This is a genomic window from uncultured Nocardioides sp. (assembly GCF_947488025.1).
GTDB lineage: Bacteria > Actinomycetota > Actinomycetes > Propionibacteriales > Nocardioidaceae > Nocardioides.
Map to the genome: position 1 here is coordinate 481,719 of NZ_CANKYS010000001.1, position 17,556 is coordinate 499,274.

The 17,556-nt window shown below is 71.9% G+C and carries 17 protein-coding genes and 1 pseudogene; 8 read left to right on the forward strand and 10 right to left on the reverse strand.

The features are described from left to right. Nucleotides 1–8: 8 nt before the first annotated feature. The 4 genes from Q1B24_RS02235 to Q1B24_RS02250 are packed head-to-tail and all read left to right on the forward strand — an operon-like array spanning nt 9 to nt 2,753. Nucleotides 9–1,370: a transaminase gene (locus tag Q1B24_RS02235; protein WP_299922752.1), complete on the forward strand. Its 1,362-nt coding sequence runs from the start codon at nt 9–11 to the stop codon at nt 1,368–1,370. After that, nucleotides 1,367–1,843 (forward strand): AraC family transcriptional regulator, encoded by a 477-nt coding sequence (locus tag Q1B24_RS02240; protein ID WP_299922754.1) that lies wholly within the window; start codon nt 1,367–1,369, stop codon nt 1,841–1,843. The genes Q1B24_RS02235 and Q1B24_RS02240 overlap by 4 nt, the downstream gene beginning before the upstream one ends. A gap of 9 nt (nt 1,844–1,852) precedes the next feature. Then, complete coding sequence (locus Q1B24_RS02245) at nt 1,853–2,296, forward strand: VOC family protein (RefSeq protein WP_299922756.1); 444 nt, start codon at nt 1,853–1,855, stop codon at nt 2,294–2,296. 31 nt (nt 2,297–2,327) lie between these two features. Further along, a complete protein-coding gene (locus tag Q1B24_RS02250) occupies nt 2,328–2,753 on the forward strand; it encodes a hypothetical protein (protein ID WP_299922759.1) in 426 nt (141 codons plus the stop codon). Nucleotides 2,754–2,762: 9 nt separating this feature from the next. Here the strand turns inward: Q1B24_RS02250 and Q1B24_RS02255 are convergent, their stop codons facing one another. The 8 genes and pseudogenes from Q1B24_RS02255 to Q1B24_RS02290 all read right to left on the reverse strand — a co-directional run bounded on the left by Q1B24_RS02255 (nt 2,763) and on the right by Q1B24_RS02290 (nt 11,423). Then, complete coding sequence (locus tag Q1B24_RS02255; RefSeq protein WP_299922761.1) at nt 2,763–3,353, reverse strand: mismatch-specific DNA-glycosylase; 591 nt, start codon at nt 3,351–3,353, stop codon at nt 2,763–2,765. 106 nt (nt 3,354–3,459) lie between these two features. Then, nucleotides 3,460–4,653 (reverse strand): elongation factor Tu, encoded by a 1,194-nt coding sequence (tuf, locus tag Q1B24_RS02260; RefSeq protein WP_299922765.1) that lies wholly within the window; start codon nt 4,651–4,653, stop codon nt 3,460–3,462. A 90-nt stretch (nt 4,654–4,743) separates the two neighbouring features. Beyond that, complete coding sequence (gene fusA, locus Q1B24_RS02265; RefSeq protein ID WP_299922767.1) at nt 4,744–6,861, reverse strand: elongation factor G; 2,118 nt, start codon at nt 6,859–6,861, stop codon at nt 4,744–4,746. A gap of 89 nt (nt 6,862–6,950) precedes the next feature. Continuing rightward, nucleotides 6,951–7,421 carry a 30S ribosomal protein S7 gene (rpsG, locus tag Q1B24_RS02270; RefSeq protein WP_135838828.1) on the reverse strand — a complete coding sequence of 157 codons (471 nt, stop codon included), beginning with the start codon at nt 7,419–7,421 and terminating at the stop codon, nt 6,951–6,953. After that, entirely contained in the window at nt 7,421–7,792 is a 372-nt protein-coding gene (rpsL, locus tag Q1B24_RS02275) for a 30S ribosomal protein S12 (protein WP_056906817.1), read from the reverse strand. Before rpsL ends, rpsG begins: the two co-directional genes overlap by 1 nt. Nucleotides 7,793–7,990: 198 nt before the next feature. Next, a pseudogene (locus tag Q1B24_RS02280) lies at nt 7,991–9,247 on the reverse strand (MFS transporter); the annotation flags it as partial. A gap of 56 nt (nt 9,248–9,303) precedes the next feature. Further along, nucleotides 9,304–9,747, reverse strand: a complete 444-nt coding sequence (locus Q1B24_RS02285; RefSeq protein ID WP_299922773.1) for a MarR family transcriptional regulator — start codon at nt 9,745–9,747, stop codon at nt 9,304–9,306. A 188-nt stretch (nt 9,748–9,935) separates the two neighbouring features. After that, nucleotides 9,936–11,423 (reverse strand): NCS2 family permease, encoded by a 1,488-nt coding sequence (locus tag Q1B24_RS02290; protein ID WP_299922775.1) that lies wholly within the window; start codon nt 11,421–11,423, stop codon nt 9,936–9,938. A gap of 69 nt (nt 11,424–11,492) precedes the next feature. On the opposite strand from Q1B24_RS02290, the gene Q1B24_RS02295 reads away from it, so the two are divergent. Both Q1B24_RS02295 and Q1B24_RS02300 read left to right on the forward strand, forming a co-directional pair. Next, on the forward strand, nt 11,493–11,780 hold the full coding sequence (locus Q1B24_RS02295) for a DUF2530 domain-containing protein (protein ID WP_254182517.1): 288 nt from the start codon (nt 11,493–11,495) through the stop codon (nt 11,778–11,780). Then, the gene (locus Q1B24_RS02300; protein ID WP_299922780.1) at nt 11,777–12,388 is read left to right on the forward strand and encodes a class I SAM-dependent methyltransferase; all 612 of its coding nucleotides are present in this window, start codon (nt 11,777–11,779) and stop codon (nt 12,386–12,388) included. The genes Q1B24_RS02295 and Q1B24_RS02300 overlap by 4 nt, the downstream gene beginning before the upstream one ends. Nucleotides 12,389–12,400: 12 nt before the next feature. Here the strand turns inward: Q1B24_RS02300 and Q1B24_RS02305 are convergent, their stop codons facing one another. Beyond that, nucleotides 12,401–13,183 carry a DUF3027 domain-containing protein gene (locus Q1B24_RS02305; RefSeq protein WP_299922782.1) on the reverse strand — a complete coding sequence of 261 codons (783 nt, stop codon included), beginning with the start codon at nt 13,181–13,183 and terminating at the stop codon, nt 12,401–12,403. A gap of 111 nt (nt 13,184–13,294) precedes the next feature. Between Q1B24_RS02305 and Q1B24_RS02310 the strand changes: the two genes are divergently transcribed. After that, entirely contained in the window at nt 13,295–14,743 is a 1,449-nt protein-coding gene (locus tag Q1B24_RS02310; protein WP_299922785.1) for an MFS transporter, read from the forward strand. 39 nt (nt 14,744–14,782) lie between these two features. Here the strand turns inward: Q1B24_RS02310 and Q1B24_RS02315 are convergent, their stop codons facing one another. Next, the gene (locus tag Q1B24_RS02315; RefSeq protein WP_299922787.1) at nt 14,783–15,178 is read right to left on the reverse strand and encodes a cold-shock protein; all 396 of its coding nucleotides are present in this window, start codon (nt 15,176–15,178) and stop codon (nt 14,783–14,785) included. 201 nt (nt 15,179–15,379) lie between these two features. Between Q1B24_RS02315 and Q1B24_RS02320 the strand changes: the two genes are divergently transcribed. Beyond that, nucleotides 15,380–17,503: a S8 family serine peptidase gene (locus Q1B24_RS02320; RefSeq protein ID WP_299922789.1), complete on the forward strand. Its 2,124-nt coding sequence runs from the start codon at nt 15,380–15,382 to the stop codon at nt 17,501–17,503. Nucleotides 17,504–17,556: the final 53 nt, after the last annotated feature.

Genomic DNA, 17,556 nt, shown 5'->3' on the forward strand with positions numbered 1-17,556 from the left:
CGCCGACCATGACCACCATCGACCGTGGGCGACTGGCGGCGCTGCACGCCGAGGAGCAGCAGCGCTTCGTCGACCTGCACCCGACCTCGGCACGGCTCGCCGCCGAGGCCGGCGAGCACCTGCTCGCCGGGGTCCCGATGCCGTGGATGACGCGGTGGCCGGGGTCGTTCCCGCTGTTCGTGGAGTCGGCCGCGGGCGGTCGCTTCACCGACGTCGACGGCCTGGCCTACGTCGACCTGTGCCTCGGCGACACCGGGTCGATGACCGGTCACTGCCTGCCGGCCGTCGCCGACGCCGTGCGGGAGCGAACCGAGCGCGGCATCACCACGATGCTGCCCTCGACGGACGCCGCCTGGGTCGCCGGCGAGCTGAGCCGACGCTTCGGGCTCCCCCGCTGGCAGATGGCGATGACGGCGACCGACGCCAACCGCTTCGTGCTCCGCTTCGCCCGCCACCTCACCGGACGGCCCCGGATCGCGGTGATGGACTGGTGCTACCACGGCACGGTCGACGAGACGCTCGGCGTCCTCGAGCACGGCCGGGCGGGTGACCGGGTCGTCGCGCGGCCGGGTGCGCTCGGTCCGCAGGTCGACGTGGCCCGGACGACCGCCGTGGTCCCGTTCAACGACCTCGACGCGCTCGACACCCGGCTCGCCGAGGGTGACGTCGCCTGCCTGCTGATGGAGCCGGCGCTGACCAACATCGGGATCGTGCTGCCCGACGACGGCTACCTCGCTGCTGTCCGCGAGGTCACCCGGCGTCACGGGGTGCTGCTCGTCAACGACGAGACCCACACGATCTGCGCCGGTCCGGGCGGAGCCACCGCGGCGTGGGACCTCGAGCCCGACCTCGTGGTCATCGGCAAGCCGATCGGTGGTGGCATCCCCGTCGCGGCCTACGGCATGACCGAGGAGGTCGCCGCGCGCCTCGAGGGTCCGATGCTCGGTCACGACATCGACGTCGCCGGCGTCGGCGGCACTCTGTCGGGGTCGGCGCTGGCCATGGCCGCCGTGCGGGCGACGCTCTCCACCGCCCTGCGGCAGGAGGACTTCGAGGTCTCGATCCCCCTGGCCGAGCAGTTCACCGACGGCATCCGCGAGGTCATCGCCGAGCACGACCTGCCCTGGCACGTGCAGCGGCTGGGCTGCCGTGCGGAGTACTGGTTCTGCCCGCCGCCGCGCACCGGCGCGGAGGCCGCGGCGGCCGTCGACGAGGAGCTCGACGCGTTCTTCCACCTCTGGACCGTCAACCGCGGGGTGCTGCTGGCTCCCTTCCACAACATGTCGCTGTTCTCGCCGTTCCACGACCGGACCGACGTCGACGCGCACACCTCGGCGTTCCGCGGCGCGGTGGAGGCGCTGCTCGGATGACCGCCCGCCCGACCGGGCAGCGCCGCGTCCCCGGCGACGTGCTGGTGCACCTGCGCCGCACGCGCGACCACCTCGACCGGCACTTCGCCGAGCCCTTCGACCTCGACCACCTCGCCGGCCTCGCCGGGATGAGCCGCTTCCACTTCCTGCGGTCGTTCGCGCTGACGTACGGCGTGACGCCGGCGGCGTACCTCTCCGAGCGACGCGTCGAGCGGGCCCAGGACCTGCTGCGCGCGGCGAACCTCACCGTGACCGAGGTGTGCCACGCAGTGGGCTACAGCAGCCTGGGCTCGTTCAGCGCGCGGTTCCGGGCGATCGTCGGGGAGAGCCCGAGCGACTTCCAGCGTCGCTACGCGTCCGCGGGCAACCCGCGCATCCCCGGGTGCTACGTCTTCATGGCCGGGCTCGTCGAGAAGCGCGACGTGGGGAGCACCGCAACGCAGGAGAAGCACGGCGACACCGGAGGTTCCTAGGCTCGTCCCATGATCACCAACATCTCCCTGCTGTCCGTCTGGGTGAAGGACATCGACGAGTCCCTCGCCTTCTACACCGACGTGCTCGGCTTCGAGGTCGGCGACGACCTCCAGCTCGGGCCCGACTTCCGCTGGTGCACGGTCGTGCACCCGAAACAGCCCGAGGTCCACCTCCACCTCACCACGCCCAGCGGCCCCCTCCCCGACTACCTCATCGAGGCGATGAGGCGCGCCCAGGACGAGGGCGGGCTGCCCGGGGTGGGGTTGAACGTCGACGACTGCCGGGCGACCTACGAGGACCTCAGGGCCAAGGGCGTGGAGTTCCTGCAGGAGCCCGAGGAGCGGCCCTACGGCGTCGAGGCCCTGATGCGCGACAACTCCGGCAACTGGATGGTCCTGGTCGAGAAGCGCGACTACGTCCCCGAGGACTTCGATGGCGTCGACATGGGCTGACGCCCGGCTCCGCCCGGCGTACCGTGGACGGATGAGGAGCGGGCTCGCGACCGTCGGCGTGCTGCTGCTGGCGCTCGTGGTGCTCCGGGTGGCCTGCGCGGCCCTCCGCGGCGACCTGGGCGAGTGGCGCAGCGCCCGCGCTCTCGGGCGGGTCGCGCAGCGGGCACGGCGTCGCCGGCACGGGGCCGAGGTGGTCCCGGTCGGCCGGCCGGTCGAGCAGGTGGCCGCCGACCTGCGCCGGCTCCACGCCGCCTTCCACCGCGGCGGGATGCGCTTCGCGAAGTACGAGGGCTGCCGCCTGGCCTACGACCGGGTGCTCGGCGAGGCCGCCGACATCGCGGGCTGCCCGCACCTGCTCGCGGTCCTGCCGCCCGGGGAGGAGCTCGACCACGAGCGTGAGCGGGTGGAGGGGCTGCTCGTCCACCACGGCCTGCTCCCGCCGCCGTACGCCGTCTGAGTCCGGGTCTCAGGACCCAGGCGTGCGCTCGAGCACCCCGGCGGCCCGGGCCGCCTCGGCGTAGGCCGCGGCGAGCGTGTCCACGGTGTCGTGCGCGTTGAGCCCCGACGGGTTGGGCACGACGAACACGCGCGAGCTGCCCCAGCGTCCGGGCTGCTCCCCGACCTTCGCGCCCCGCTGGCCGAACGCTGTGCGGTAGGCGGTGACACCGGCGACGGCCACGACGGACGGGCTCCGCTCACCCACGAGTGCGCGAAGGCGCTCCCCGCCGTCGCGCAGCTCCTCGGTCGTGAGCTCGTCGGCCCGCGCGGTCGCCCGCGCCACCACGTTGGTGATGCCGATCCCCCGCCGGCGCAGCTCGTCGCGGTCCTCGTCGGTCATCCCGGCCGACGGGTCGATCGGCCTCGGGACGATCCCGGCCCGCAGGAGCGCGGGGTAGAAGCGGTTGCCCGGGCGGGCGAAGTGGCTCTGGGTCGCGGCGGTCCACAGCCCCGGGTTGATGCCGACGAACAGCAACCGGAGCGGCTGGTCGTCGGCCGGGAGGAGGTCCGGGACCTCGACGTCGCGGAACGACTCCAGCTCCGCCCTGGTGAACCCCATGACCCCATCCTGCCGGGCCGGGCCCACGACGGACGCACGAGACCCCGCCTCCCTTGCGGGAGACGGGGTCTCGGGTGCTGCGGTGCCGGTCAGTGACCGGCGGTGATCACTTGGTGATCTTGACGACGCGGCCGGCGCCGACGGTGCGGCCACCCTCGCGGATGGCGAAGCGCAGGCCCTCGTCCATCGCGATGGGCTGGATGAGCTCGACCGACATCTCGGTGTTGTCACCCGGCATGACCATCTCGGTGCCCTCGGGCAGGGTCACAACACCGGTCACGTCAGTCGTACGGAAGTAGAACTGGGGACGGTAGTTGTTGAAGAACGGCGTGTGACGGCCGCCCTCGTCCTTGCTGAGGATGTAGACGGAGGCGTCGAAGTTGGTGTGCGGGGTGGTCGTGCCCGGCTTGATCACGACCATGCCGCGCTCGACGTCCTCGCGCTTCGTGCCACGGAGGAGCAGACCGACGTTCTCGCCCGCCTGGCCCTCGTCGAGGAGCTTGCGGAACATCTCGACACCGGTGACGGTGCTCTTCTGCGAGCCCTCGCGGATGCCGATGATCTCGACCTCCTCGTTGACCTTGACGATGCCACGCTCGATGCGACCGGTGATGACGGTGCCACGACCGGTGATCGTGAAGACGTCCTCGACGGGCATGAGGAAGGGCTTGTCGGTCTCGCGCTCGGGGGTCGGGATGTAGTCGTCCACGGCCTGCATGAGCTCGGCGATCGAGTCGGCCCACTTGGCGTCGCCGTTGAGGGCCGGGAAGGCCGCCACGCGCACGACGGGGATGTCGTCGCCCGGGAACTCGTACTCGGAGAGGAGCTCGCGCACCTCCATCTCGACGAGCTCGATGAGCTCCTCGTCGTCGACCATGTCGCACTTGTTGAGCGCCACGACCAGGGCGGGCACGCCGACCTGGCGGGCGAGCAGCACGTGCTCGCGGGTCTGCGGCATCGGGCCGTCGGTGGCGGCGACCACGAGGATCGCGCCGTCCATCTGCGCCGCGCCGGTGATCATGTTCTTGATGTAGTCGGCGTGACCGGGGCAGTCGACGTGCGCGTAGTGACGCACCTCGGTCTGGTACTCGACGTGCGCGATCGAGATCGTGATACCGCGCTGGCGCTCCTCGGGAGCCTTGTCGATCTGGTCGAACGCCGAAGCCTCGTTGAGGTCCGGGTGCTTGTCGTGCAGCACCTTGGTGATCGCCGCGGTCAGCGTCGTCTTGCCGTGGTCGATGTGACCGATGGTGCCGATGTTGACGTGCGGCTTGGTCCGCTCGAACTTCGCCTTAGCCACTGGGGCTCCTCCTGATTGTTGTTCTCTGCGTGTGAGAGTTGGTGACTCGTGGGTGTGGGTGGTGCTGGTGCCGAGGATCCGAGGCGCGAACTACTCGCCGCGGACCTTCTTGATGATCTCGTCGGCGATGTTCGTGGGAACCTCGGCGTACGAGTCGAACTCCATCGAGTACGACGCCTGACCAGAGGTCTTGGACCTCAGGTCGCCAACGTACCCGAACATCTCGGACAGCGGCACGAGGGCGCTCACGACCATGTCGCCGTGACGCTCCTCCTGCGCCTGGATCTGGCCGCGGCGCGAGTTGATGTCGCCGATGACCGTGCCGAGGAAGCTCTCGGGGGTGGTCACCTCGACGGCGAACATCGGCTCGAGCAGCACCGGCTTGGCCTTGCGTGCGGCCTCCTTGAAGGCCTGGTTGCCGGCGATCTTGAACGCGAGCTCGGACGAGTCGACGTCGTGGTAGGCGCCGTCCTCGAGCGAGAACTTCACGTCGACCATGGGGTAGCCGGCGAGCACGCCGAACTCCATGGCCTCCTGGCCACCCTGGTCGACCGAGGGGATGTACTCCTTCGGGACGCGACCACCGGTGACGTTGTTGACGAACTCGTAGCCCGCGCCGACGCCGGTCTCGGGGTCGATGTTCGGCCCGAGGTTGACGACGACCTTCGCGAACTGGCCGGAGCCACCCGTCTGCTTCTTGTGGGTGTAGGAGTGCTTCTCGACCGTGTTGCGGACCGTCTCGCGGTAGGCGACCTGCGGCTTGCCGACCGTCGCCTCGACGCGGAACTCGCGCTTCATGCGGTCGACGAGGATCTCCAGGTGGAGCTCGCCCATGCCGGCGATGATCGTCTGCCCGGTCTCCTCGTCGGCCTTGACCGTGAAGGTCGGGTCCTCGTCGGAGAGACGCTGGATGGCGGTACCGAGCTTCTCCTGGTCGCCCTTGGTCTTGGGCTCGATCGCGACCTCGATCACCGGGGCCGGGAACGTCATCGACTCGAGCACGACCTGGTTGTTCGGGTCGCTCAGGGTGTGGCCGGTCTTGGTGTCCTTGAGGCCCATGACGGCCACGATCTGGCCGGCGCCGACCGACGCGATCTCCTCACGCTTGTTGGCGTGCATCTGGTAGACCTTGCCGATCCGCTCCTTGCGACCGTTGACCGAGTTGACCACGGTCGAGCCGGCCTCGAGCTTGCCCGAGTAGACGCGGACGTAGATCAGCTTGCCCAGGTGCGGGTCGGAGGCGATCTTGTAGGCGAGGCCGGAGAACGGCTCGTCGTCGGAGGGCTTGCGGGAGATGGCCTCCTCCTCGTCGCGCGGCGAGTGACCGACGATGGCGTCGATGTCGAGCGGCGAGGGGAGGTACTTGACGACCGCGTCGAGCAGGGGCTGGACGCCCTTGTTCTTGAACGCGGTGCCGCAGAGGACCGGGTTGACCTTGTCGGCCAGCGTGGCGCGACGGATCGCGGCCTCGAGCTCCTCGACGGTGAAGTTCTCGTCACCCTCCTCGAGGTACTTCTCCATGATGTCGTCGTCGGCCTCGGCGAGCGTCTCGATGAACTTCTCGCGGTACTCCGCGGCCTGCTCGGCGAGGTCGGCCGGGATCTCCTCGACGTCGTAGTCCTCACCCATCTTGGTCTCGCCGCGCCAGGTGAGGGCACGCATGCCGACCAGGTCGACGACACCGAGGAAGTCGGACTCCGCGCCGATCGGCAGCTGGAGCACGAGCGGGGTGGAGTTGAGGCGCTCGACCATCATGTCGACGCAGCGGAAGAAGTCCGCGCCGGTGCGGTCGAGCTTGTTGACGAAGCACATGCGGGGGACGGAGTACTTGTTGGCCTGGCGCCACACCGTCATGGTCTGCGGCTCGACACCGGCAACACCGTCGAAGACCGCCACGGCGCCGTCGAGGACGCGCAGCGAGCGCTCGACCTCGGCGGTGAAGTCCACGTGGCCGGGGGTGTCGATGATGTTGATCTGGTGGTTCTTCCACCAGCAGGTCGTCGCGGCCGACGTGATGGTGATGCCGCGCTCCTGCTCCTGCTCCATCCAGTCCATCGTGGCGCCACCCTCGTGGACCTCACCGATCTTGTAGGTGATGCCGGTGTAGAAGAGGATGCGCTCGGTGGTGGTGGTCTTGCCGGCGTCGATGTGCGCCATGATGCCGATGTTGCGGACCTTGTTGAGGTCGGTGGTGATGTCGACAGCCACTGTTGTGTCTCAGTCCCTCGGAAGTTGGTGGGAGCTCGTGGGGTGAGGGGCCGTACGACGCGCGCTGCGGGTCGTACGGCCCCTCGCCGTCACCAGCGGTAGTGGGCGAAGGCCTTGTTGGACTCGGCCATCTTGTGGGTGTCCTCGCGCTTCTTCACAGCGGCACCGAGGCCGTTGCTCGCGTCGAGGATCTCGTTCATCAGACGCTCGGCCATGGTCTTCTCACGGCGGTCGGCGGCGTAGCCCACGAGCCAGCGCAGGGCCAGCGTGGTGGAGCGGTTGGCCTTGACCTCGACGGGGACCTGGTAGGTCGCGCCGCCGACGCGGCGGGACTTGACCTCGATGGCCGGCTTGACGTTGTCCATCGCGCGCTTGAGCGTGACGACCGGGTCGGTGCCGGTCTTCTCGCGGCAGCCCTCGAGTGCGGTGTAGACGATGCGCTGCGCCACAGCCTTCTTGCCGTCCTGCAGGACCTTGCTCACGAGCTGGGTGACCAGCTGGGAACCGTAGACCGGGTCGACGACGAGGGGGCGCTTGGGAGCGGGACCCTTGCGAGGCATTACTTCTCCTTCTTCGCGCCGTAGCGGCTACGGGCCTGCTTGCGGTTCTTGACACCCTGGGTGTCGAGCGAGCCGCGGATGATCTTGTAGCGGACACCGGGAAGGTCCTTCACGCGGCCGCCGCGGACGAGCACGATCGAGTGCTCCTGCAGGTTGTGACCGACACCCGGGATGTAGGCGGTGACCTCGACGCCACTGCTCAGGCGCACGCGGGCGACCTTGCGGAGGGCGGAGTTCGGCTTCTTCGGGGTGGTCGTGTAGACGCGGGTGCAGACGCCTCGGCGCTGCGGGGATCCCTTCAGGGCAGGCGTCTTGTTCTTGGACACCTTGTCCTGGCGGCCCTTGCGGACCAGCTGGTTGATGGTGGGCACCTGGTGGTTCCCTCTCTCTGTCTGCTCATCACGGTCCGACGCGGTGCCGGACTCGGGTGTCGTGCGCTGCTGCATGTGCCTGTTGCGAATACCGTGGCCAGCCGGGGCGCGGCCTGGAACGCCGCGAAGTCCGAGCATGGGCATGGGTCTGGACGTGCCAGACACGAAGATTGAGGCTACTCGGGCGCCACGGCAGGGTCAAAATGCCGCTGGTGCCGCCCGGACGCCCGGTTCGACGACCCGCCGCTCCCGCTCGCGCCGCGTGCGGTCGAGCCGGAGGTAGAGCCCTGCCGAGAGCGCCACACCGGCGATCGTGAGCAGCCCCCCGCCCAGCAGCGTCCAGCGAGCGCCGTACTCCTGGCCGATCCAGCCGATGACGGGCGCACCGACCGGGGTGCCGCCCATGAAGATCATCAGGTAGAGGGCCATCACGCGACCGCGCACGCCGGCGTCGGTGTGCAGCTGCATGTAGGTGTTGGCGCTGGTGATGAAGGTCAGGGCGGTGAGGCCGGTGACCGGCGCGAGCAGCGCGAAGGTGAGGTAGGAGGGCATCAGCCCGGCCAGCATCACCGAGGCACCGAAGGCCAGGGCGGCCCCCACGACGAGGCGCTGGCGCACGTGGCTGCGGCGGGCGGCGAGCAGGGCGCCGGCGAGGGAGCCGACAGCCAGGAACGAGCCGAGCAGCCCGAACTCCTCCGGCCCCTTGCCGAACACCTCGGTGGCCATCAGCGCCGAGGTGATCTGGAAGTTGAGGCCGAAGGTGCCGGCGAAGAACACCAGCCCGAGGACGAGCAGCAGGTCGGGGCGGGCCCGGACGTAGGCCACGCCCTCGCGGATCGCGCCGGGTCCCCGGTCAGCAGGCGCCGCGGCGTCGATCCGGCTGGCGTCGAGGTGGCGCAGCGACCAGATCGGGGCGGCGTACGACACCGCGTTGAGCAGGATGACCCACCCGGTGGCCACCGCTCCCCCGCCGAAGGCGGCGATGAGGACGCCGGCCAGGCCGGGGCCGACGAGGCGGGCGGCGTTGAAGCTGGCGGAGTTGAGGCCGACGGCGTTGGTCAGGTCGACCGGGTCGACGAGCTCGGAGACGAAGGACTGGCGAGCCGGCGCGTCGAAGGCCGACGCGGAGCCGAGGAGGAAGGCCAGGACGTAGACGTGCCAGACCTCGGCGACGCCGGTGACGGCGAGGATGCCGAGGACGGCGGCGGGCAGCGCCATGCCGAGGTTGGTGAGCTGCAGCAGTCGCTGCTTGGGCATGCGGTCCGCGATCAGGCCGGCGAACGGCGTCAGCAGCAGGAACGGCAGGAACTGGAGCCCGGTCGTGATGCCCAGCGCGGTGGCGCCGGACCCGACGGCGAGCTCGAGCACCAGCCAGTCCTGGGCGACGCGCTGCATCCAGGTGCCGGTGTTGGACACGACCCCGCCGGCTGCGTAGCGACGGTAGTTCGGGTTGGAGAGGGAGCGGAACGTGGGACTCGTGGTGACTCCTCAGTCGGTCATGGGTCAGGTGGTCAGTCGGCGACGGCGAGCCGGGCCAGGATCGGGGCCGCGTCGCGGAGGGTGGCGCGCTCGGCGGGCGTGAGCTCGCTCAGGCGCCGGGACAGCCAGGCGTCGCGGCGCTGGCGGTCGGCCAGCACGGCGGCACGGCCGGCGTCGGTGAGGGAGACGACGACCTGGCGGCCGTCGGTCTCGTGGGGGCGCCGCTCGACGTAGCCGTCGGCCTCGAGGCAGTTGACGGTGCGGGTCATCGACGGGGGCTGGACGCGCTCGGCGCGGGCCAGGTCGCCGACGGTCTGCTCGCCCGTCCGGACCAGCAGCCCCAGCACGACCATCTGCGGGATGCTCAGGTCGTTGTCGGGGTGGCGCTCGGAGACGAGGCGGCGGCGCAGGCGCATGACACCGGCCCGAAGCTCGGAGGCGAGCCCGGCGTCGGTGCGGAGGTCGGCGGTCGGCATGTCGTTAGCGTAACTCATTACCTGTGCTAACCATTCCGTCGGCCCCGCGCACTGCCGGGGACTCCCCGCCCATGCGGGGAGTCCGTCACCTGGAGGCCGTTGCAACCCCCACCAAGTGGCAGAGTCCCCGCTCGAGCGGGGACTCTGCCGAGGGGGTCCGGGCGAAACCCGGATCAGTGGTCAGGCGATCAGGAGAGCCAGCCGCTGATCGGCGTGTAGGCGAAGTAGACGACGAACAGGGCCGCGACGACCCACATGAGCGGGTGGACCTCGCGGGTCTTGCCGACGACGACCTTGATGAAGACGTACGCCACGAAGCCGGCGCCGATGCCGACCGAGATCGAGTAGGTGAAGGGCATGAGGACGACGGTGAGGAAGGCCGGGATGGCCACCTCGAGGTCGCGCCAGTCGATCTCGGTGACCTGCTGCATCATCAGGAAGCCCACGAGCACCAGCGCCGGGACGGCCGCCTCCGAGGGGATGGCCGCGACGAGGGGCGTGAAGAAGGTGGCCAGCAGGAACAGCGCGCCGGTGACCACGGAGGCCAGACCCGTGCGGGCGCCCTCGCCGACGCCCGAGGCGCTCTCGATGTAGGACGTGTTGGACGAGACACCGGCGGCGCCGCCGGCGATCGCGGCGACGGAGTCGACGACCAGGATGCGCTGGGCGCCCGGCGGGGTGCCCTCCTCGTCGTTGAGGCCGGCCTCGGCGCCGATCGCCGTCATCGTGCCCATCGTGTCGAAGAAGTCGGCCAGCAGCAGCGAGAAGACGAGGAGCAGGGCGGCCAGCACGCCGGTGCCGGCGCTGCCGAAGGCGCCGAAGAGGTCGACCTCGCCCAGCGTGTCGAAGGACGGCAGGCCAACGACGTCGCCGCTGAGCGTCGGCACGCTGAGCGACCAGCCCTTGGGGTTGTCGGCCGAAGCCGCACCCAGGCCGGCGATGGCCTCGACGACCACGGCGACGACGGTGGTGACGAGGATCGAGATGAGGATCGCGCCGCGCACCTTGCGCACCCAGAGGGCGACCATGAGCGCCAGGCCCAGGCAGAACACGAGCACCGGCCAGCCGCCGAGGTGGCCGTCCGCACCGAGCTGGACCGGCACCGTGGTCTGGAAGGCGTCGGGGATGCGGGTCACGACGCGGGCGTCGACGAAGCCGATGAGGGCGATGAAGAGGCCGATGCCGACCGAGATGGCGACCTTGAGCTGCTGGGGCACGGCGTGGAACACGGCCTTCCGGAAGCCGGTGAGCACCAGCAGCAGGATGATGATGCCCTCGAGGACGACGAGACCCATCGCCGCGCCCCACGTGGACTGCCGGGCGATGGTGCTGGCGACGAACGCGTTGAGCCCCAGGCCGGTGGCCAGCGCGAGCGGGAAGTTGGCGAACCCGCCCATGGCGATGGTCAGCAGGCCGGCGACCAGCGCCGTGCCGGCGGCGATGGCCGGGATTCCGCTGCCGGGCTCGGCGCCGCCGCCGAGGAAGGCGCCCGTCGAGTCGGGCACGAAACCGAGGATGAGCGGGTTGAGCACGATGATGTAGGCCATCGTCAAGAAGGTGACGACGCCTCCGCGGACCTCCTGGCCGACGGTCGAGCCGCGCTGGCTGATCCGGAAGTAGCCGTCGAGGCCGGAGCCCTGCGGTCGCTGTCGCTGTGTCTGCGTCTGGTCGCTCACAGGACCGCAGTGTGGCACGACTGCGCTACGCCCGTGTTTCGCGTCTTCCCCCGCGTGTAGCGTGAGCGCGTGGACCTGGGCGACGAGCAGCCGACGCAGCACGAGATCGGGCGCCGCACCTACATCGTGGCGCAGGTCGAGCCGCTCGACGTCGACGGTGTCCGCACCACCGAGGTCGGCACCGCCCTGTGGTTGTTGGGCTTCCTCGGGCTGCTGCCGTTCTGGGGTGCACTCGAGGACAGCGGCCGCACCTGGTGGCTGTGGACCTGCCTCGCCGGCTTCGGCCTGGGCCTGTGCGGCCTGGAGTACTGCCGCCGCCGGCGCAAGGAGCGGGCCTCGCAGCAGGCCGTCCGATGAGCACCCCGACGAGCCGGGCGAAGACGCGCTGGGAGCTCGCCGGCCCGGCCAACCTCGGCTACGGCCGGCACTTCGCCGACCTCGTCGACCGGGGCGCCGACGTGGCGGGCGAGGCCCGGCTCGCTGACGCGCTCGTGCCCCGCGGTGCCCGCGTCATCGACATCGGCTCGGGCATGGGTCGCGTCGCTGCCGCGCTGACTGACCGGGGCCACGACGTCGTCGCGACCGAGCCGGACCCCGCGCTGCGGGCCCAGTCACGGGCGACGTACGCCGACCTCGAGGTCCTCCCCCACGATGCGCTGGCCCTCGACCCGGCGGAGGTCGGCACGTTCGACCTCGCGGTGCTCGTCGGCAACGTGATGATCTTCCTCGCCGAGGGCACCGAGCGGTCGGTGCTGGCACGCGTGGGCGACCTGCTCGTCCCGACCGGGCGGGCGCTGGTCGGCTTCCACCTGCAGCCGGTCAAGGCCGGCAGCCGCACCTACCCCGCCGACGAGTTCGTCGCCGACGCGGAGTCGGTCGGCCTGCGGGTGGTGCACCGGTTCGGCAGCTACGAGCTGCACGAGCCCGTCGACGACTACGCCGTGTGGGTGCTGGCGAGGGACTAGCTCGCGCGAGTTCTAGAAGGTCTCGAGCTCGTCCTCGACGAGGGTGTCGAACACGTGGTCGGGCAGCGGGAGCGGCTGCTGCTTGCGCGCGAGCTTGACCTCCGAGTGGGCGCCGCAGCCGTGGTCGAGGGTGACCACGCGACCGTCGTCGTTGGCGTTGCCGTTGGCACAGACCCCGAAGCGCGTCGAGAGCGAGCCGTTGAGCCGCACCAGGAAGCCGCACGACCAGCAGGTGTCCGGGGCGCTCTTCGCCAGCGGCGCGTCGGGACCACCAGGTCCGGCCTGCCAGCGCTCGGCCGCCATGTCGATGCCCTCGCGGCTCAGGGTGCGCACGCGACCCAGGCCGAGGTCCTCGGCCACCTGTCGCACCTGCGCCCGGGCATCGCCGTCGAGCGGGTCGTCGCCGACGAGGTAGGTCGGGACCAGCCGGACGTCCTCGTCCTCGACGGGAAGCAGGTCGCCGGGCGAGAGGTCGCCGGGCTGGAGCCGCTCCTTGTAGGGCACCCAGTCGGGCGCCACGATGGCCTCCTCGCCGGGCAGCAGGACCACCTCGTTGACGGTGAGGTCCTTGCCGCGCTTGGCCCGCGTCATCGTGACCGACCAGTACCAGCCCGGGTAGCCCCGGCGGGCACAGGCGAAGTGGTGGGTGACGACGCGCTCACCCTCGGCACGCGCGCCGAGGTGCTCGCCGAGGTCTGCCGGCTCGGCGACCTCGAGGACGACGCTGCGCGCCAGCTCCACGGCCTTGGCGAGGACCGAGTCGGGCTTGCCGGCACGAGTGGGGAGAGCGATCACCTGCGCATCATGGCAAATGGTCGGTGGCCCTGTCCCGTCGGGGACCCTCGGCGAGACCGGACCTCCGGGTGTCGGCGGCGGAGGTCGAGGCAGTAGGTCAAGATGGTGCTCGTGACCTCCGACCGTCCCGATCCCGCCCCGGGGCCGCAGTCGGGACCGCAGTCGGGGCGGTCCGAGACGGCCACCGACCCGCCCCGCGCGGGTGCCGCCGCGCCCCCCTCGGGCACCGTACGACGCTCGCTCTCGGGCGCGGCGCGGGGAGCCCGGGCCGCGGGCCGCGGCGCGGGGACTGCAGGGCACTACGCGGTCACCCAGGCGCGGCGGGCCACCCGCGCGGAGGGGGCCGGCGACTCGGGGCTCTCACGCCTGATCGAGCTCCACGCCTTCAACGCCGCCGGCGACGCCGCCGTCGCCATCTCGCTCGCCGGCACCCTGTTCTTCCAGGTCCCGACCGGGGAGGCGCGCGGCCAGGTCGCGCTCTTCCTCGGCCTCACGATGCTGCCCTTCGCGATCGTCGCGCCGCTCATCGGCCCGTTCCTCGACCGCTTCAGCCACGGTCGACGGTGGGCCGTCGGCGCGACCATGGCGATCCGCTGCTTCCTGTGCTGGGTGCTGGCGACGGCGGTGGTCAGCGAGTCCGACTGGCTGTTCCCCGCGGCGCTGGGGTGCCTCGTCGCCTCGAAGGCGTACGGCGTCACGCGCGCCGCCGCGGTCCCCCGGCTGCTGCCGCCCGACCTGACGCTGGTCAAGGCCAACGCCAGGGTGTCGCTGGCCGGCGTGGTGGGGGCGGGCCTGTCCGCGCCGCTCGCGATCCTGGCCTCGACCTTCGGCCCGGAGTGGTCCCTGCGCTACGGCTTCCTGGTCTTCGTGCTCGCGACGATCTGGGCCATCCGGTTGCCCGAGAAGGTCGACGCCAGCAGGGGCGAGGGCGAGATGGTGCTCACCGGCCCCACCGAGGCGGGGCGCACCGGGCGACGCCCGCGCACCCGCATCCCGGGGGACGTGGCGTTCGCGCTGCGTGCCAACTGCGGGCCACGGTGGCTCTCGGGGTTCCTGACGATGTTCATGGCGTTCCTGCTGCGCGACAACCCGATCGGTGACATGCGACCCGAGGTGCTGCTCGGGCTCGTGATCGGCGCAGCGGGCCTCGGCAACACCCTCGGCATCACGATCGGGTCGCTGCTCAGACGCCTCAACCCGGCCGTGACGGTGGTGCTCGCCCTGCTGGCCGACGCCGTGGTCGCGACCCTGGCCGCGGTGTTCTACGGACTCGTCACCCTGGTGCTGCTCGGCCTGACGGCGGGGCTGGCGCAGGCCCTGGCCAAGCTGTCGCTCGACTCGACGATCCAGCGCGACGTCCCCAGCCGCATCCAGGCCAGCGCGTTCGCCCGCTCCGACACCACCCTGCAGCTGGCCTGGGTCATCGGCGGTTTCGTCGGGATCGCGATGCCGCTGATGCCACAGCTCGGCCTCGGCATCGCCGCCGGCCTGCTGGGCCTCTGGGCGTCGTTCGTGCTGTTCAGCCGCTCGGGCCGGGCGTCGCGACCGGCCCGCACCTGACGTCGTACGACGCGTGGCGCGGGCAGGGCCGGAGTCGCCTCAGACGTCGAGCTCGTCGGCCAGGGCGCGCAGCACCTTGGCCGTGCCGCGCGCGGCAGCTCGCTCGGGGTGCCGACCCCGGCGGTAGGTCTCCTCGACACCCTCGAGCATCTTGATGAGGTCCTCGACGATGGTCACCATCGCCTCGGGCTGCTTGCGCTGGGCGTTGCGCTGGTTGCGGGCGACCGAGGCCGGAGCGTCGATGACGCGCACCTGCAGCGCCTGGTCGCCGCGGCGGCCCTGGGCGATGCCGAACTCCACCTTGGTGCCGGCCTTGAGCGTGGCCGTGCCCTCGGGCAGCGCGTCGGCGTGGACGTAGACGTCCGGGCCGTCCTCCTGCGACAGGAAGCCGAAGCCCTTCTCCGCGTCGTACCACTTCACCTTGCCACTCGGCACGGTCCACCCCACTCAGCTCTGCGCTCGGCGCCGCGTGGAACCACGCGGCGGGCACAGGATAGGGGGCCGCACCGCGCACGGACCAACGGGTTGTCACCCGGGGGGCTTTGATCTGGTGACACCCCTGCTGGGACCATGGGAGGCTCGGGGGTCCCACCGCGGGGGCGGGGGACGACACGGACGACCAAGCGGGAGAGACGCGTGCGCACACGACGGACGAGACGGTTGCTCGGCTGCGGCGCGCTCGCGCTCGCCCTGGGCCTGTCCGTGCCCGCCGTGGCGCCGGGCGCCGCGACCGCCGACGACGCCCCTGCGGCCGCTGCTCCGGGTGACCTCGTCCTCGTGACGCTGACTGGCGCCGGCACCTCCGCCGGTCGCGCGGAGGCGCCCGAGCTGCTGGCGGAGCAGGACGCCGTCCTCGCGGCCATCGGCGCGGGCGAGCCCGTGTACCGCTGGACCACGGCGCTCAACGGCTTCGCCGCCCGGTTGACCGCGGACCAGCTGACCACCCTCGACGACCAGCCCGACGTCACCTCGATCGAGGTCGACTCGATCCGCCCGCTGGCGGGACGCCCGTCGCTGGCCGCCGTCCGCGACGCCGCCGCCAGCCCCCGCCTGCGCGGCGGGGCCGGCGTGGTGATCGGCGTCGTCGACTCGGGCATCGCGCCGGAGTCACCCGCGTTCGCCGAGGTCCCGGGCCTCGGGGCCGACCCGGAGGCCTTCGCCGGTGCGTGCGTGGAGGGCGACGGCTGGACCCCCGAGGACTGCACGCGCAAGATCGTCGGCGCCCGCTGGTACGTCGACGGCTTCGGCGCCGAGCGGGTGAGGTCATCGGAGTCGCTGTCCCCCCGCGACGCCCTCGGCCACGGCACGCAGGTCTCCTCGGTCGCGGCCGGCAACGCCGGTGTCAGCGTCCGGGTCGACGACCGCGACGCAGGCTTCTTCGGCGGCGTGGCCCCGCAGGCACGGATCGCCGCCTACAAGGCCTGCTGGGGCGCACCCGACCCCGCCGACGACGGCTGCTCGACCGCTGACGTCGTCTCGGCGGTCGACGCCGCGGTCGCCGACGGCGTCGACGTCCTGAGCCTCGCCCTCTCCGGTGGCGAGCGCATCGACACCCTGCAGCTGGCGCTGCTCGGCGCTGCCGAGGCCGACGTGGTCGTCATCGGCGCCTCCGGCAACGCGGGCAGGTCGGCCTATGCGGCCCACGCGGGTCCGTGGGTCACGACGGTCGGCGCCGCCGTGGGCCGCATGTCGCGGGCCCGTGTCTCCCTCCCGGGCGGCCGGTCGTGGGCCGGCGGCGGACGCCCCTCGGAGGTGAGGGGCCGCGCCGTGCTCGCCCAGGACGCGGCGGCGCCGGGGGCGTCGCGACGCGCGGCCGCGCAGTGCCGGCTCGAGGCCCTCGACTCACGCCTGGTCGCGGACCGGGTGGTGGTCTGCCGGCGCGGGGCGATCGGGCGCATCGACAAGTCCGAGGCCGTCGCGCAGGCAGGCGGCCGCGCCATGGTCCTGGTCAACCGTCGTCCCGGCTCCGTCACCGCCGACCTCCACTCCGTGCCGACCGTCCACCTGTCGGCGTCCGCCGGTCGGTCGTTCAGCCGTTGGGTGTCCCGACACCCCGACGCGCGGGTCACGGTGTCGCGCGTCGCCGGCGACCCCGGCACCCGGCGTACGGCCCGGTGGAGCGCCGCGGGCGACCCGCGCGGGATCACGGTCAAGCCCGACGCCGTGGCCGACGGCGACGCCGTGCTGGGCGCCCTGCCGGGCTCCACCGGCCGCACGTGGGGCGTCTTCAGCGGCAGCTCCGCGGCGACGGCACACGCCAGCGGGCTCGCGGCGCTGGTCCTCGGCGAGCACCCGGAGCGGTCCGCCTCCGTGGTCCGGTCGCTCCTGGTGACGTCGGCCCGGCCGGTTCCCGGCTCCTCCGTCCTGGAGCAGGGGTCCGGTGCCCTCCCGTCCCGGGCGCCGACCGCGCACCTCGCCCTCGACGTCGCTCCCGAGGAGTGGCGCCGCGCCGTGCGCCGCCACCGTCTGGCGCGCCTCAACACGAGCTCGCTCCTGATGCCCGCGCGGCAGCGCCGCGCGGTGCGCACGGTGACCAACATCGGCACCCGTCCGGAGTACTTCTCCGTCACCGCTCGCGGCTTCACCTCGCACCGCGTGCGCGTGCAGCCGCTGGCCGTACGCCTCGCGCCCGGCGAGTCGGCCGACTTCACCGTCACGGTGTCCGGGCCCACCGCTCCCGGCCGCCTCGACGACGGCATGCTGGTCTGGCTCGGCGCCCGCGGCGGCGTCACCCGCGTGCCGGTCGCCCTGACCCGCTGACGCCGACGGGCCGCCGTCCCGCAGGGGACGACGGCCCGCGCCGGGCGTGGAGG

Excerpts from the sequence above, each read along its gene's own strand:
- Q1B24_RS02235 (WP_299922752.1), top strand. The coding sequence starts at position 9 with ATGACCACCATCGACCGTGGGCGACTGGCGGCGCTGCACGCCGAGGAG.
- Q1B24_RS02240 (WP_299922754.1), top strand. The coding sequence starts at position 1,367 with ATGACCGCCCGCCCGACCGGGCAGCGCCGCGTCCCCGGCGACGTGCTG.
- Q1B24_RS02245 (WP_299922756.1), top strand. The coding sequence starts at position 1,853 with ATGATCACCAACATCTCCCTGCTGTCCGTCTGGGTGAAGGACATCGAC.
- Q1B24_RS02250 (WP_299922759.1), top strand. The coding sequence starts at position 2,328 with ATGAGGAGCGGGCTCGCGACCGTCGGCGTGCTGCTGCTGGCGCTCGTG.
- Q1B24_RS02255 (WP_299922761.1), bottom strand. The coding sequence starts at position 3,353 with ATGGGGTTCACCAGGGCGGAGCTGGAGTCGTTCCGCGACGTCGAGGTC.
- rpsG (WP_135838828.1), bottom strand. The coding sequence starts at position 7,421 with ATGCCTCGCAAGGGTCCCGCTCCCAAGCGCCCCCTCGTCGTCGACCCG.
- Q1B24_RS02285 (WP_299922773.1), bottom strand. The coding sequence starts at position 9,747 with ATGCCGACCGCCGACCTCCGCACCGACGCCGGGCTCGCCTCCGAGCTT.
- Q1B24_RS02300 (WP_299922780.1), top strand. The coding sequence starts at position 11,777 with ATGAGCACCCCGACGAGCCGGGCGAAGACGCGCTGGGAGCTCGCCGGC.